Genomic DNA, 15300 nt, shown 5'->3' on the forward strand with positions numbered 1-15300 from the left:
AATACAGTAAAGCGGTCGGATGGCAGAACTTCACGTTTGGAGGCCCCGATGGAAGCATTGATCAGCATGCTGGTCCTGGTGCTCTGTGTCGGCCTGATCCTCCTCGCCCTCCTCGGCTCCATGATCCGCATCGTCCCCGAATACCAGCGCCTGGTGGTCTTCCGTCTGGGGAAGGTCATCGGCGCCAAGGGGCCGGGCCTGGTGCTCCTCATCCCCGTTGTGGACCGCGCCATCACCGTGGACCTGCGGGAGCAGTTCCGCGAGATCCCCCAGCAGACCTCCATCACCAAGGACAACGCCCCCATCGGCATCGACTTCCTGATCTACTGGCGGGTAGTGGATCCGGTCCAGAGCGTGGTGCAGGTGCGGGACTTCGTCTCGGCGGCGGTGGGGATCGCCACCACCACGTTGCGGGCGGTGATCGGGGACATCCTGCTGGACGACGTGCTGGCCAAGCGGGAATACATCAACCAGGCCCTGCGGGTGAAGCTGGACGAGGTGACGGAGCGCTGGGGGGTGAAGGTCACCGCCGTGGAGATCCGGGAGATCCAGCCGCCCCGGGACGTGCTGGAGGCGATGACCCGGCAGATGTCGGCGGAGCGCAACCGCCGGGCCCTGGTGACGGAGGCCGACGGCAAGCGGGAGGCGGCGGTGAAGGTGGCCGAGGGCGAGAAGCAGGCGGCCATCCTGAAGGCGGAAGGGGAGAAGGAAGCCGCCATCCTGCGAGCCCAGGGGGAGCGGGAGGCCCAGATCCTGCGGGCGGAGGGGTTCGCCCTGGCCCTGGAACGGATCTTCAGCGTGGCCCGCACCCTCGACGCCAACACGATGACCCTCCAGTATCTGGAGGCCCTCAAGGCCCTGGGAGCCAGCCCCGCCACCAAGTTCGTCTTCCCGATGGAGTTCACCCGGCTGGTGGCTCCCCTCTCGAACCTGATGGGAGACGCCGGCGCCCGGGCCTCCGGGGAGGGCGCCGCGCCGGGCGGAGCTTCCGGGTAGGAGGGACCCGGGGGATGGCGGCGCGCATCCTGGACGGGCGGGCGATGGCGGCCCGCTGGCGGGCGTGGGTCAAAGCCCAGGTGGAGGCCTTCCGGGCCCGCACCGGGCAGGTCCCTGGCCTGGTCACCGTCCTCATCGGCGATCACCCGGCCTCCCGGACCTACGTCCAGGCCAAGCAGAAAGCGTGCGCGGAGGTGGGGATCCGCGCCTTCGGCGAGCATCTCCCCGCCGACGTGGATCCGGAGACGGTGCGGGAGCGCGTGCAGGCCCTCGCTGCCCGCCCCGAGATCCACGGCATCCTGATCCAGCTGCCCCTCCCATCGCACCTCGATGAGGAGGAGATCCTGGGGGCCATCCCGCCGGAGAAGGATGTGGACGGCTTCCATCCGGCGAACCTGGGACGGCTGGGCTTGAAGGGGAAGGATCCCTGTTTCATCCCCTGCACCCCTCTGGGGATCCTGGCCATGCTGCAGGAGGCCGGGATCCCCATCGCCGGACGCCACGCTGTGGTCCTGGGGCGCAGCCGCATCGTGGGGCTTCCCATGGCGCTGTTGCTGTTGCGGCTGGACGCCACCGTGACCCTCTGTCATTCCCGGACCCCCAATCTGGCGTCGCTGGCGCGGCAGGCGGACCTGCTGATCGCCGCCGTGGGGCGCCCGGGCCTGGTGCGGAGGGAGATGGTGCGCCCGGGGGCGGTGGTGATCGATGTGGGGATCAACCGGGTGCCGGACCCCCAGGATCCGCGGGGTTATCGGCTGGTGGGGGACGTGGCCTTCGAGGAGGTGGCGCCCATTGCGGGCGCCATCACGCCGGTCCCCGGCGGGGTGGGCCCCATGACGGTCGCCATGTTGCTGGTCAACACCCTCAAGGCCGCCCAGCGTCAGGTGGAGGGTGCCGCCTCCCCCTGGCTCCCCGTGAGCCCGGCGCCGGAGCAGCCGGGCGGGGTCCAATAGCGGAAGGCGTCACGCTTCCGGTGGCTTCCAGCCGATCACCCAGAGGCGAAAGGAGCGGGCGTCGCGCTCGATTCGGGTCTGCAGATCGGAGGAGCGGGCCAGGGCTTCGATGACCTCCCCGGGGAGGAAGCGGCTTCGCAGCCCGAGCAACCGCTCCAGGAGGGCGATCCCTTTCACCGGCCACCGGCCGATGTCCGGCTCCTCGATCACCAGACGTCCGCCCGGCCGGAGCACCCGGGCGGCCTCCCGGATGGCGGCCCCGGCGTCGATGAAGTGGTGCAGGGCGTCGACGATGATCACCCGGTCGAAGGAGGCATTGGGGAAGGGCAGCCGCTCGGCCAGGGCCTGCACGGGGAGGAGCCCGGGGCGGCGTCGCGCCACCCGGAGCATCCCCTGGGCGGCGTCCGCCACCACCGCGGCGCTGACCTGACCGCGTAATGCCCAGGCCACCCGACCGGTCCCCCCGCCGAGGTCCAGCAGCCGTCCTTCCGCCGGGAGGACGAGATGGTGGGCCAGAGGCTCCGGATCCAGGAAGCGGATCGCCGCGTCGTAGAAGGGCGCCACCCATTCGAACAGCCAGTTGGATCCCATCACGCGCTCCGTCTTTCAGGGGGTTGCGGTGCAATGATAATTTTTGTAGGAGGGGCTTTCGCCCCTCTCCCGATGTTCGATTTTGCCACAGAATGGGGCCGACGCGACTCCGTCTAAGAGGCGGGGAGGATCCGGCGCCGGAGAGGGCTTGGGCGTGGACTGGCAGGAGCGGTTGCGGGCGTATCAGGCGGACCGGGTCTCGGGGGCCATGGCCCTGGCGGATCAGGCCGCGTGGATCCTGGAGGCGTGGGCGCAGGCCGCCCCGGCGGAACGGATGGAGGACCTCCGCGCCGGGCTGGAGGCGTTGCTGGCCGCCCTGCACGCCGCGCACCCGGATATGGCCCCGCCGCTGCATCTTGCCGCCGCCGCCCGGCGGGCGCTGGCGGAGGCCCCCGATCCTCCGGCCGCGCGAGCGGCGCTCTCCGCGGCCGCTCGGGCCTTCCGGGAGCGGCTGGAGGCCCATGAGGAGGCGGCGGCCCGGCACGCGGCGGCCCTCCTGCATAGGGCCCGCGTGATCATGACCCACTCCCGCAGCGGCACCGTCCTCCGTGCCCTGGCCTTCCTCGCCCGGGAGGGCCATCCCCTGGAAGTGATCTGCCCCTTCTCGGAACCCGGTGGGGAGGGCCGACGGATGGCGGAGGACGTGGCCGCCCAGGGTCACTCCGCCCTCCTCCTCCCGGATCTGGTGGCCCTGCAATGGCTGCCGGAGGTGGATCTGGTCCTGGTGGGGGCCGACGCCTGGGATGCGGAGGGGATCGTCAACAAGGTAGGGACGCGGGCCATCGCCCGGCTGGCCCGGGCGTTCGGACGGCCCTGCTGGGCGGTGACGGTCTCTGAGAAGCGCTGGCCGCCGGAGGCCGGCCTTCATCCCGCCCGCCGCCCGACCCCTCTCCCCCGGTCTGCAGAGGAAGCCCGGTGGTTCGAGTTCATCCCCTATGCCGAGCTGACCGGCCTGATCCGGGAGGACGGGCCGCACCCGGGCGGGCCACCCCCATGACCAAGGTCCTACCGCCCGGCCCGGCCTTCTGGATTACACTGAGAAACAGAGCCTCCCTGCCTCGAGGACGGAACGGTCCAGGGCCGGGAGAGGACCCGATGATCTCAGGAGTGGAGCCCGGATGCGCAATCGGATTCGGGAGCGGGGGCAGGGGCTGGTGGAATACGGCTTGCTCATCCTGTTGATTGCGCTGGTCGTCCTGGTGGCCCTGACCGTGTTCGGGCAGTCGGTCTCCTCTTTGTATTCCCAGGTGGTCTCCAGCTGGCCCTGAGCGCCTCGCGCCGGAGCACCTTCAATCGCCCCCAGCGCGGCTTGCCGCGCATCTCGCCTCATCGGGCCCGCAGACGCCGAGCTTCCTCGTCCGCTGATTCCTTTCCGGCAAGCGGAGGGCTTCCTCGTCTTTTCACGGATCGACCCTTCGGGTTTACAATCTAACCCACGGACGCCGCGCGGCGCATCCGGTGTGGATTGTGGAGAACCCAAGATCGTGCGAGGAGGAACGGCATGCCCTTTCCCCCCACGCCGATGACCATCCGCTGTCCGTTCTGCGGTCAGCCGGTGCAGGTCCCGGTCCGTCAGATCATCGACGTTTCGGAGGAGCCTCCGCTCAAGCGGTTGCTTCTGGCCGGGCGTCTCAACGCCTTCGTCTGCCCCCGGTGCGGCAACCGGGTGAGCTTCGCCGCGCCCTTCCTGTATCACGACCCGGAGAAGGAGCTGGCCTTCGTCTTCATCCCGATCCAGGCGGACCTGAAGGAGACCGACCGCCAGCGTATCGTGGGGCAGCTCGTGGAGACGGTGTTGCGCCAGTTGCCCCGGGAGAAGCGCAAGGCCTATCTGCTCCAGCCCAAGGAGTTTTTCACCATCCCGAGCATGCTGGAGGCCATCCTCCGGGCCGATGGCTACACAGATGAGGACCTCAAGGCCATGGAGGAACGGACGCTCCTGCTGCATCGCCTCCTGAACGCCCGGCGCATCGAAGACGCGGAGGAGATCATCCGGGAGAACGCCGAGAAGATGAACGGCGAGTTCTTCCGGCTCTTCCAGGAAGCTCTGGCGGCGGTCCAGGAGGAGGGCTCGGCGGAGGAGTTCGCGCGTCTGATGGCCATCCGGGATCGCCTGCTGGAGCTCACCCCTTATGGGCAGATGGTTCGGGCTCGGACGCAGGTGGTGGAGAAATTCACCCGGGCGCCCAGCTCAGAGACCCTGCTGGAGGCGCTACTGGAGGCTCCGGATGAGGCGACCCGCCGGACCCTGGTGGCCCTGGGCCGTCCCTTCCTGGACTATCGCTTCTTCCAGAACCTGACGCGTCGGATCGAGGAGGCGGAGCAGGCCGGGCGCGCCGAGGAGGCCGAACGCCTGATCGCCCTGCGCCGGGAGATCCTCGAGGCCCGCGAGGCGGTGGATCAGGAGATCCAGCGGGTATATGAGGAGCGGGCCCGTCTGATCCGGGAGCTCCTGAGCGCCCCCTCGGAGCGCGAGCTGCAGGAGCGGCTGGTCCAGCACCTCGCCGAGCTGGACGACATCTTCTTCGATGTCCTGCAGATGAACATCCGGGCGGCTCTGGAGGAGGGGGAGACCCGGCTGGCCCAGGCCCTGGACCTCCTGGGGCGGATCGCGATGGCCGTTCTGCAGCAGACGCTGCCGCCCGAGCTGCGGCTGCTCAACGCCCTGCTCAACACCCCCTCCGAGGAGGGGCGCCGTCGGCTCCTGGAGCGCAACCGCCGCCTCCTGACCCCGGAGTGGCTCCAGTGGCTGCAGCAGATGGAGGGGCGCATGCGGGAGGAGGGGCGGGCGGAGGTCGCCGAGCAGATCGCCGCCATCCGCACCATGGCCGAACAGGTCGCCGCCACCCCGGCCATCCTCCGCCCTTCCTAACCGGCTTCCGCCGCGACCTTTTTCGCTATGGCGAGGGAGAAAGGCCGTCCACGAATGGAGCACGCATACACGAATGAGGAGAAGCGGAGGCTCCGAAGGAAGCGTTCGTGGATGGCCCCCCTCCTTGTCGGAGCGGCTTTCGCCGCCACCCTATGGGATCGATGACAGGGGTTCGGGGCTGAAGCCCCTCCCGTAAGCCGAAATTCATTTCGGCATCCGTGTTGTAGGAGCGGCTTTCGCCGCGACCTTCGTGTTATCGAAGACGGAGGTTCGGGGCGAAAGTCCCTCCTACACAAAGATCAACCCTGTAGGAGCGGCTTTCACCGCGAACCTTGCTTGCGTCGCGAAGAGGCGTAAGGAGATGAACCTTCCCGTAGGCGAATCGACCTCGGAGCGGGCATGGGAGGGGAACCCCATTCGGTTCCCCATGGGCGGTGCCGGGGGGCCGCCCCGGGCCGCCCGCGTGGTCCGGGTGATCCCGGAAAGCGAGCGGGTGAAGACCCTGATCCTCGACCTGCGGCTCCCGGCTCAGCCCGGCCAGTTCGTCATGGTCTGGCTGCCCGGCTATGAAGAGAAACCCTTCAGCCTGGCCGAGGCGGACCCGGTGGGGCTGACGGTGGCGCGGGTGGGCCCTTTCTCCGCCGCCCTTCATCATCTGGAGCTGGGGGATCCGGTATGGATCCGGGGGCCTCTGGGGCGCGGGTTCACCCTGGAGGGACGGCGGATCCTGCTGGTCGGCGGGGGATATGGGGTGGCGCCGCTGGCCTTCCTGGCTCGGGAGGCCCTCGCCCGGGGCATGGAGGTCACCGCCCTCACCGCCGCCCGCACCGCCGCGGACGTGCTGTATCGGGAGCGTTTTCGCGCCCTGGGCGCTCGGGTGGTCGTCGCCACGGAGGACGGCTCCGCCGGGGAGAGGGGGCGCGCCCCGGAGGTCGCCCGCCGCCTCCTGGAACAGGAGCCCTACGATGCCCTCTACGGATGCGGCCCGGAGGGGATGCTGGAGGCCTTGCGGGCCCTGGCGGCCGAGCGAGGCCTCCCCGCCCAGCTCAGCTACGAGGCCTACATGCGGTGCGGCATCGGCCTGTGTGGATCCTGCGAGCGGGAAGGCCGGGTGCTGTGCCTCGAAGGCCCGGTGCTCCGCTTCGCCCCCGATGGAGGTCCCCCGGAGGAGGGGACGGGCTTTGCGTAAACCCGGAGCCGGCCTGGTTGCGGGATCTTCCCGATGATCGGTCCTTTTGTCTTCTGCCCTCGTTGTGGCGCCCGCCTGGCCCAGCAGTTCCTCTTCGGTCGGGAGCGACCGGTCTGCCCGGCCTGCGGCTACATCGTGTTCTACGATCCCAAGGTGGCGGTGGGGGCGCTGGTGGAGCACGAAGGGAAGGTGTTGCTGGTGCGCCGGCGTTACGATCCGGGCAAGGGGGGCTGGGCCCTCCCGGCCGGGTTCGTGGAGATCGACGAGGGGCCGGTGGCGGCGGCCATTCGGGAATGCCGGGAGGAGACCGGGCTGCTCATCCGCATCTGCGGCCTGCTGGACGTCTTCGCCGTCCCGACGGATCCCCGGGGTCCTGCGGTGTTCATTGTATATCGGGGGGTTCCGGTTGCGGGGGATCTGCGGCCGGGGGATGACGCCCTGGAGGCGGGCTTCTTTCCGCCGGACGGGTTGCCTTCCCCCCTGGTCTTCGCCAGCACCCGCCGGGCTCTCTGGCGCTGGCGCCGGGGAAAAGGGTTCGAGGGGAGGAGGTTCTGAGCGTAGAATGGAAGAGGGGAGGTGGGAAGATGGCACGGGCGGTGACGGTGGAGGGCGTTCGGTTTGAGCGCTATGAGGCCTTCCGGAAGTGGGCGGAGGGCCAGCCGGGCTACTGGATCCTCGTGCGGGGGGTCCCCATGCCGAGCCCATCCCCTTCGCGTAAACATCAAAAGATCTCGTTGCGTCTGCTCCTGCATCTCGTGGAAGCGGTTCTCCGGCCCGGGCTGGGGGAGGTATATGCCGCGCCCCTGGATGTGAAGCTGGGGGAGGACACAGTGTATCAGCCGGATCTGCTGGTGGTGTTGCGGGAGCATGCGGACCGGCTGCGGGAGACGCACATCGAGGGGGCGCCGGATTTGGTGGTGGAGGTGGTTTCGCCGTCGACGGCGTATCTGGATCTCCTGGAGAAGCGCTATGACTACGGGCGAGCAGGGGTGCGAGAATACTGGGTGGTGGATCCGGAGACGCGGATGGTGGAGGTGTATGGATTGGAGGGGGAGCGGCTGGTGCTTTTAGAGGGAGCGCGTGGGACGGGACGGGTGCGCAGCCGTCTGATCCCCGGCTTGGAGGTGGACGTCGCGGATCTCTTCCGGGACCTGTGATCGAAGACACGTCGGGAGGGCGGAGGCGGCTTCGGCGCTGGCGGCGCGTGTGGATCTGCGGAGCGAGAAGGCTCTCCACCGATTCGGGAGAGGGGCGGAATGAAGGTGGCGATCGAGGTCCTGAAGCGAGAGATCCTGGAGCGGCTCCGGCCGCTGGATCCCGAGCGGGTGATCCTCTTCGGTAGCTACGCCTGGGGACACCCGACGGAGGACAGCGATATCGATCTCTACATCGTCACCAAAGATGATTTTCTGCCCCAAAGCTACGAGGAGAGGCGGGAGCTGGTGCGGCGGGTGTCCCGGGCGCTCTGGGACCTCCGGCTGCGCGTCCCGATGGATCTGATCGTGCATACGCGGCCGATGAGCGAGCGATTCTTCCGGAACGGGGGCTCCATGGCCCGGGAGATTCAGGAAAGGGGGATCGTGTGGTATGAGTCGGGAGATCGCCCGGGAATGGTGGAGATCGGCGGAGGCCGACCTTCGGACGATCGAGCGGATCCCGGACGGTGAAGCCCTGACCCACGTCCTCGCTTCCCACATCGTAGGACAACTGCTCGCAGTTGTCCTACAAGGCGGCCAGGCCCGACAAAATCGGGACACACCCCCAAAGATCAGCCCGCGCAAGGCTCTTCCGGGACCTGGGATCGATGGGAGGAGGCGGGATGGAGCCGCTGGACCGCATCACGGTGGACCCGGGGATCTGCATGGGCCAGCCGACCATTCGAGGGATGCGGATCACGGCCAGTGTCATCGTAAAGATGCTGGCCGCCGGTCGCTCCATCTCCGAGATCCTCGAGGCCTACCCGGAGCTGGAGGAGGAGGACGTCGATCAGGTCCTGAAATATACATCCTTCATGCCCCGGGATTGAAACGACAGATCCTCCGCCGGAGTCGCTGCGCGCTTTGTGGTTTCTCCATCAACCGTTCTGCAGCGCATCGTCATTTATTTCACCCGCCTGGGGTGAAACTCATGACGGGCTGCTTCCTGCTTCATCGACCCATGGCTCGTAGACCGACCCTCACGGGCCGTTCCGCCGCCAGAGGGATCTCCACAGGCGTCACTTCCCGGGGAACTCCCGGTAGGGCCTTTCAGGGCGGCCAACCCGTAGTTTCTCAGATTGAGGGCCGCGTTGAGATCCCGATCCACCTCCAGCCCGCACGCCCCACAGTGAAACACCCGCTGGGAAAGGGGGAGCGCAGGACCGACCCAGCCGCAGCGCGAGCACCGCTTCGTGGACGGGAAGTCCCGCGGCGCAATGAGGAGCACGGCCCCATACCAGGCGCACTTATACTCCAGCATCCGCCGGAAGGCCCCCCACCCCACATCCTGAATGGTCCGGGAAAGGCTCCCGTTCCGCGCCAAGCCCTGCACGTTCAGGTCTTCCACCACCAGAACCGGCTTGGCTTTCGCCAGCTCCGTGGTGACCTTGTGCAGGAAGTCCCGGCGGATGTTCCGAACCCGGCGGTGCAGCCGGGCCAGACGCAACACGGCCTTCTCGTAGTTGCGAGAGAAAACCGTCCGCTTCCGCTCCTTACCCGTCTCCGGGTCTTGTTCCACCACCGTCTTCTTCTGCTTCCGCGAGAGCTGCTTCGAACGCTGCTTCAAAAGCCGCAAAGCCTTCGCCAGAGGCTTCGGGGCCTCCATCCGCGTTCCATCCGACAGCACGGCGAACGACTCCAGCCCCACGTCGATGCCCACCACATCCTCCGGGCCCCGGATCTCCCGGGGCTCGGGATCCGGGCGCTCCACCTCGCAGGTCAGGCTCACGAACCAGCGATCCGCCTCTCGGGAGATAGTCGCCGAGAGGATGCGGGCCTTCCCGGACTGAAGGAGCTCCAGGAGCTGGTCCGTCCGCTCCCTGGTGCGGACCTTGCCGATGCGAGGAAGCTGCACGTGCCGGGGAGTGACCCGGATGGAGCCGGTCAGCCGGGCCTTGTTGTCCGCCAGAGCCTTCTTGCGTTTGAAGCGGGGGAAGCCGGCCCGGCCCTCCCGCCAGTTGCGGACAGCCCGCTCCAGATCCCGGAAGGCCTCCTGGGGGGCGCATTTGGACACCTCCACCCACCAGGGGGCGTGCTTCCGCTTCCACTCGTTCCAGTCCTTGTGGAGGTCCACCGCCGAGGGGATCTGCTCACCGCGCGCTTGGGCTTCCAAACAGCGGGCCAGGCCCCAGTTGTAGGCGAAGCGGGCGGCGCCCACGTGCTTCGCCAGGGCGATCCGGGCCTCCCGGTTGGGGTCCAGCTCGAAGCGGAACGCCTGCTTGACTTGCATCCCATTGCCTCCCATGCTGGCCGGGCTCGTCTCCTGGCCGACCGACGCCCATGTCGCCCCGAAGCGGCCATAGCCGCTTCCAGCAAGTCAAATCCGAACCACCTGGGGATCCCGCAGGATCCGTAGAAGTTTCTTTCGTTTTCCGTTCAGCCCGAAGCCGATTTCGGTCACCGCTTTAACCTCTGTCCAACCTTGTTCTTGGGCAAAGGCCTGAAGGCGTTGAACTTGCCGTTCCAGATCCTCTTTCTGGTCAGCGGAGGACACTCGGGCATAGCGCACAGGGATACCTTCTGGGTGAGGCGCTTCTACCCAGATGGTCCCAGCAGGCAATGGGCGGGCAGGGACAGGAAGCTTTCCTGCCCGAAACCACCGCCAGGCGGTGATATCGCTTATCCCCTGCTGACGAGCCCAATCTGAGAGTTTCATGGCTGAAATAAATGATAATAAAATTGCCAACAGTTGTCCACCCCCGGGTTCGCTCTCCCGGAGCGGGAGGAGCAGGTCGTGAGCGACATCGAGACCGCCTACGCGGAGGTCCTGGCCGAGCTCTTCGGCCGGGCGGATTTCGAGGCCCGCCGGCCCCGGCTCCCGGAGGCTTTCCGCCTGGAGCCGATCCGAAGCTTGCTGGAGCGGCTGGGCGACCCCCACCGGCGCTACGCCGTGGTCCACATCGCGGGCACCAAGGGCAAGGGCTCCACGGCCGCGATGGTGGAGGCCATCCTGCGGGCCGCCGGCTACCGCACCGGCCTCTACACCTCCCCCCATCTCCACACCATGCGGGAGCGCATCCGCATCGACGGGGAGCCCATCCCCCCTGCGACCGTGGTTCATCTCTTTGAGCGCCTCCGGCCCGAGATCGCGGCGGATCCGGCCCTCACGGTTTTCGACATCCTGACCGCCATGGGTTTCCTCGCGTTCGCGGAGGCCGGGGTCGAGATCGCCGTGGTGGAGGTGGGCCTGGGGGGGCGGCTGGACTCCACCAACGTGGTCTCCCCGGCGGTCTGCCTGATCACCGCCCTCAGCATGGATCACATGGAGATCCTGGGCCCTACGCTCACCCACATCGCCTTTGAGAAGGCCGGCATCATCAAGCCGGGGATCCCGGTGGGGACTGCCCCTCAAGCCGAGGAGGCGATGGCGGTGTTGCGGCGGGTGGCGGCGGAGCGCGGCGCCCCTCTCCTGACCCTGGATGGATGGCGGTATGGTCCGCGGGAGATCTCGCCGGCGGGGCAGTGGGGGGAGATCCACCCGCCGGAGGGATCGGGCTGGTCGGTGCGCCTTCCCCTTCTGGGCCGCCATCAGTGGGAGAACGCCGCCCTGGCGGTCCTGGCCGCCCTCCAGCTGCGGGCGCAGGGCTGGTCGCTCCCCGATGCGGCGATCCCGGAGGGGCTGGCGCGGGTGCGCTGGCCCGGCCGATTCGAGGTGTTGCGGGAGGAGCCCCCGGTGGTGCTGGACGGGGCCCACAACGATGCCTCCGCCGCTCGCCTGGCGGAGACCCTGATGGAGGTCTTCCCGGGGCGCCGCTGGGGGCTGGTCTTCGGGGTCTCGGCGGACAAGGACGTGGCGGCCATCCTGCGGCCGCTGCGCCCCCTGGTCGGGGAGGTCTGGCTGACCCGATCCCGTCATCCCCGGGCGGCCGATCCCGCGGCGCTCGTGGCCGCTGCGGCGGCCTTCGGCCTCCCCGCTCGGGTGCGGGCGACGGTGGCGACGGCCGTTGAGGAGGCCCTGGCCTCCGGCGGGCCGGTGCTGGTCACCGGCTCCCTCTTCGTGGTCGCCGAGGCCCGGGAGGCGTGGGCGGCGCGGGGCGGGATGCCCATGCCGGAGGTCGATCCCCTTCCCCTCCGGGTCGGGGGTCGGTGAAGGGGGCTCCGGCGCGCCGAGGCGCGCGACCGGGATCCCCCTTCGAAGCGATGGAAGGCATCGAAGGGCTTTCCTCCGTCGAATGAATTCGACCTTTTGCGTCGGCGGAGGCCGACGCTTGGCGCGGAGCGTCTTGGGAGGCCGATTTCAATCGGCGTCAAAGGCCTTCGGCCGACGGTCGGCCTGCACGCCGAATGAATTCGGCCTCCAGGGGCCTCTGGCCGGTGAGTCGGCCTACGCCGACCTGGAAAAGCACCTTTTGCGTCGGCGGAGGCCGACGCTTGGCGCGGAGCGTCTTGGGAGGCCGATTTCAATCGGCGTCAAAGGCCTTCGGCCGACGGTCGGCCTGCACGCCGAATGAATTCGGCCTCCAGGGGCCTTTGGCCGGTGGTCGGCCTACGCCGACCTGGAAAAGCACCTTTTGCGTCGGCGGAGGCCGACGCCTGGCGCGTCTTGGGAGGCCGATTTCAATCGGCGCCAAGGCCTTCGGCCGACGGTCGGCCTGCGCCGACCGGGAAAGCGTTCTTTGCGTCGGCGCAGGCCGACGCCTGGCGCGCAGCGCCTTGAGAGGCCGATTTCAATCGGCACCAAGGCCTTCGGCCGGTGAGTCGCCTGCGCCGACCTGGAAAAGCACCTTTTGCGTCGGCGGAGGCCGACGCTTGGCGCGGAGCGCCTGAGGAGGCCGATTTCAATCGGCGTCAAAGGCCTTCGGCCGGTGGGTCGCCTACGCCGACCGGGAGAAGATTCTTTTGCGTCGGCGGAGGCCGACGCCCGGCGCGCAGCGCCTTAAGAGGCCGATTTCAATCGGCTTTCAAGGCCGACGCCTGGCGCGGAGCGCCTTTGAAGGCCGATTTCAATCGGCACCCGGGTGGCGCTCCGGACTCCCCCTTCTCCCGGCCCCTGTGATAGAATCCCGATGCCCGGAAACAGCGGACGGGAGGTGAAACGTCCCGGGCGAGGGAGAGCAGGATGGCGCTGGAGCCGGTCCTGGGAGAGGAAGCGCTGGACCAGCGGGCGGAGGGGGAGGAGCAAGTGGAAGCGGCGGTCCTCCCCCTGCGGGACGTGGTGGTTTTCCCCCGCATGGTGACCCCGTTGCGGGTGGGCCGCGACAAATCCCTGCGGGCGGTGGAGGCGGCCGTCCAGCGGGAGGAGCCCCTGGTGGTCCTCACCCAGCGGGCGGAGGAGGTCGAGGATCCCACCCCGGAGGACCTCTACACCGTGGGGACGCTGGTCTCGGTGGCGCGGGTGCTGCGCATGCCCGACGGCACCACCAGCGTCCTGGTCCAGGGCCAGCAGCGAGCCCAGGTGGTGGAGTTCCTGCAGCAGGAGCCCTACCTGCGGGCCCGCGTCCGCCTGATCTTCGAGCGGACGGATCGGCCGCCGGCCACCGAGGCCCTGATGCGGGCCGTCCTCTCCCAGTTCGAGCGGGTGGTGCAGCTGGACCGGTCGGTGCCGGAGGACGCCTATGTCTTCGCCATGAACATTGAGGAGCCGGGCTGGCTGGCGGATCTCATCGCCAGCACCCTGAACCTGAAGACGGCGGAGCGGCAGGAGCTCCTGGAGATCTTCGAGCCCTCGGCGCGGCTGCTGCGCCTCTCCATCCTGCTGGCGCGGCTCCTGGACGTCCTGGAGCTGGAGAGCAAGATCCAGGCCCAGGTGCAGCAGGAGGTGGACCGGACCCAGCGGGAGTTCTACCTGCGGGAGCAGATGAAGGCCATCCAGCACGAGCTGGGGGAGGTCGACGTCTACACCCAGGAGATCCAGGAGCTGCGGGAGCGGATCGAGGCCAAGAACCTCCCCGAGGAAGTGCGGGCCCGGGCGGAGAAGGAGCTCAACCGGCTGGCCCAGATGCCGCCCCTCTCCCCGGAGGTCAGCATCGTCCGCACCTACATCGACTGGATCCTGGAGCTGCCCTGGACCGAGGAGACCGAGGACAACCTGGACATCGCCCATGCGGCGGAGGTGCTGGAGCGGCATCACTACGGGCTGAGGAAGGCCAAGGAGCGCATCCTGGAGTTCCTGGCGGTGCGCAAGCTGGCGGGGGATCGCAGCCGCAGCCCCATCCTCTGCTTCGTGGGGCCGCCGGGGACCGGCAAGACCTCCCTGGGGAAGGCCATCGCCGAGGCCCTGGGCCGGCGGTTCGTGCGGATATCCCTGGGAGGGATCCACGACGAGGCGGAGATCCGGGGGCATCGTCGGACCTACATCGGCGCCCTGCCGGGGCGGATCCTGCAGGGGATGGCCCGGGCGGGGACCATCAATCCGGTTTTCATGCTGGATGAGATCGATAAGATCGGGGCGGACTTCCGGGGGGATCCGGCGGCGGCCCTCCTGGAGGTGCTGGATCCCGAGCAGAACCATGCCTTCTCGGACCACTACCTGGAGATCCCGTATAACCTTTCCAAGGTCCTCTTCATCACCACGGCCAACATCCTGGACACGATCCCGCCGGCCCTGCGGGACCGGCTGGAGGTCATCGAGTTCCCGGGCTACACCGAGGGGGAGAAGGTGCAGATCGCCCGGCGGTTCCTGATCCCCCGCCAGATGGAGGAGAACGGGCTGGCAGGGATCCCGCTGAAGATCACCGATGGGGCTCTGCGGCGGATCATTCGGGAATACACCTCGGAGGCGGGGGTGCGGAACCTGGAGCGGGAGATCGCGGCCATCTGCCGCAAGACGGCGCGCCTGGTGGCGGAGGGGAAGCCGTATCGGCGGGTGATCACCCCGGCCGTTCTCGAGCGGTATCTGGGGCCGCCCCGGTATGACTACGGGCGGGCGGAGGAGGCGGATCAGGTGGGGGTGGCCATGGCCCTGGCCTGGACGGAGGCGGGGGGCGAGGTGATGCCGGTGGAGGTGACGTTGATGGAGGGGAAGGGGGTTTTGCTGCTCACGGGCCAGCTGGGGGAGGTGATGCAGGAGTCGGCCCAGGCGGCGTTGAGCTACGTGCGCTCCCGGGCGCGCGATTTCGGGATCCGGCCGAAGCGGTTCGAGAAGACGGATGTGCACGTTCACGTGCCCGAGGGGGCGATCCCGAAGGATGGGCCTTCAGCGGGGATCACCATCGCCACGGCCCTGGTGTCGGCCTTCACGGGGATTCCGGTGCGGCGGGACACGGCGATGACGGGGGAGATCACCTTGCGGGGGCGGGTGCTGCCCATCGGGGGGTTGAAGGAGAAGATCCTGGCCGCCCATCGGGCGGGGATCCAGCGGGTGATCCTGCCGAAGAAGAACCAGCGGGACCTGGTCGAGCTGCCCCGGCGGGAGATCCGGGGGATGACCCTGATCTTCGTGGAGACCATGGAGGAAGTCCTGCGCGCCGCCCTCGCCCGCCCCCTCCGAGGGCTCCGCGCTCGTTGATAGATAGCGAACGAATTCGGATAGGAGTTATGCGGTTGGATGGAGGGGATAGGGGA

Annotated in this window: 15 protein-coding genes; 12 read left to right on the forward strand and 3 right to left on the reverse strand. The window is 68.5% G+C overall.

Going from position 1 to position 15300, the window contains the following annotated elements:
* Positions 1-48 precede the first annotated feature (48 nt).
* Both KNN16_RS00855 and folD read left to right on the forward strand, forming a co-directional pair.
* Entirely contained in the window at positions 49-996 is a 948-nt protein-coding gene (locus KNN16_RS00855) for an SPFH domain-containing protein (protein WP_299283283.1), read from the forward strand.
* A 14-nt stretch (positions 997-1010) separates the two neighbouring features.
* A complete protein-coding gene (folD, locus tag KNN16_RS00860) occupies positions 1011-1949 on the forward strand; it encodes a bifunctional methylenetetrahydrofolate dehydrogenase/methenyltetrahydrofolate cyclohydrolase FolD (RefSeq protein ID WP_303898090.1) in 939 nt (312 codons plus the stop codon).
* Positions 1950-1958: 9 nt separating this feature from the next.
* On the opposite strand, the gene KNN16_RS00865 is transcribed toward folD, so the two are convergent.
* Positions 1959-2540 carry a class I SAM-dependent methyltransferase gene (locus KNN16_RS00865; RefSeq protein ID WP_303898092.1) on the reverse strand — a complete coding sequence of 194 codons (582 nt, stop codon included), beginning with the start codon at positions 2538-2540 and terminating at the stop codon, positions 1959-1961.
* A 154-nt stretch (positions 2541-2694) separates the two neighbouring features.
* On the opposite strand from KNN16_RS00865, the gene KNN16_RS00870 reads away from it, so the two are divergent.
* The 8 genes from KNN16_RS00870 (at position 2695) to KNN16_RS00905 (ending at position 8627) form a co-directional block, all read left to right on the forward strand.
* Positions 2695-3537, forward strand: a complete 843-nt coding sequence (locus tag KNN16_RS00870) for a hypothetical protein (RefSeq protein ID WP_303900577.1) — start codon at positions 2695-2697, stop codon at positions 3535-3537.
* A 121-nt stretch (positions 3538-3658) separates the two neighbouring features.
* Entirely contained in the window at positions 3659-3808 is a 150-nt protein-coding gene (locus KNN16_RS00875; protein ID WP_299283274.1) for a class III signal peptide-containing protein, read from the forward strand.
* 233 nt (positions 3809-4041) lie between these two features.
* Complete coding sequence (locus KNN16_RS00880) at positions 4042-5412, forward strand: CpXC domain-containing protein (RefSeq protein ID WP_303898093.1); 1371 nt, start codon at positions 4042-4044, stop codon at positions 5410-5412.
* Positions 5413-5773: 361 nt separating this feature from the next.
* Positions 5774-6601, forward strand: a complete 828-nt coding sequence (locus KNN16_RS00885) for a dihydroorotate dehydrogenase electron transfer subunit (protein WP_303898095.1) — start codon at positions 5774-5776, stop codon at positions 6599-6601.
* Positions 6602-6634: 33 nt separating this feature from the next.
* Positions 6635-7156, forward strand: a complete 522-nt coding sequence (locus tag KNN16_RS00890) for an NUDIX hydrolase (protein ID WP_303898096.1) — start codon at positions 6635-6637, stop codon at positions 7154-7156.
* Positions 7157-7185: 29 nt separating this feature from the next.
* Entirely contained in the window at positions 7186-7758 is a 573-nt protein-coding gene (locus tag KNN16_RS00895; RefSeq protein WP_303898097.1) for a Uma2 family endonuclease, read from the forward strand.
* A gap of 99 nt (positions 7759-7857) precedes the next feature.
* Complete coding sequence (locus KNN16_RS00900; protein WP_303898098.1) at positions 7858-8268, forward strand: nucleotidyltransferase domain-containing protein; 411 nt, start codon at positions 7858-7860, stop codon at positions 8266-8268.
* Between the two features lie 152 nt (positions 8269-8420).
* The gene (locus KNN16_RS00905; protein ID WP_303898100.1) at positions 8421-8627 is read left to right on the forward strand and encodes a DUF433 domain-containing protein; all 207 of its coding nucleotides are present in this window, start codon (positions 8421-8423) and stop codon (positions 8625-8627) included.
* A 74-nt stretch (positions 8628-8701) separates the two neighbouring features.
* Here the strand turns inward: KNN16_RS00905 and KNN16_RS00910 are convergent, their stop codons facing one another.
* Both KNN16_RS00910 and KNN16_RS00915 read right to left on the reverse strand, forming a co-directional pair.
* Positions 8702-10027, reverse strand: coding sequence for an RNA-guided endonuclease TnpB family protein (locus tag KNN16_RS00910; RefSeq protein ID WP_303898102.1), 1326 nt, complete (start codon positions 10025-10027; stop codon positions 8702-8704).
* A gap of 87 nt (positions 10028-10114) precedes the next feature.
* A complete protein-coding gene (locus KNN16_RS00915) occupies positions 10115-10483 on the reverse strand; it encodes a recombinase family protein (protein WP_303898103.1) in 369 nt (122 codons plus the stop codon).
* A 48-nt stretch (positions 10484-10531) separates the two neighbouring features.
* Between KNN16_RS00915 and KNN16_RS00920 the strand changes: the two genes are divergently transcribed.
* Together KNN16_RS00920 and lon are read left to right on the forward strand one after the other, a co-directional pair.
* Positions 10532-11887: a folylpolyglutamate synthase/dihydrofolate synthase family protein gene (locus KNN16_RS00920; protein ID WP_303898104.1), complete on the forward strand. Its 1356-nt coding sequence runs from the start codon at positions 10532-10534 to the stop codon at positions 11885-11887.
* Positions 11888-12856: 969 nt separating this feature from the next.
* Complete coding sequence (gene lon, locus KNN16_RS00925) at positions 12857-15244, forward strand: endopeptidase La (protein WP_303898105.1); 2388 nt, start codon at positions 12857-12859, stop codon at positions 15242-15244.
* Positions 15245-15300 lie beyond the last annotated feature (56 nt).

Origin of the sequence: Thermoflexus hugenholtzii (assembly GCF_018771565.1) — a bacterium.
GTDB lineage: Bacteria > Chloroflexota > Anaerolineae > Thermoflexales > Thermoflexaceae > Thermoflexus > Thermoflexus hugenholtzii_A.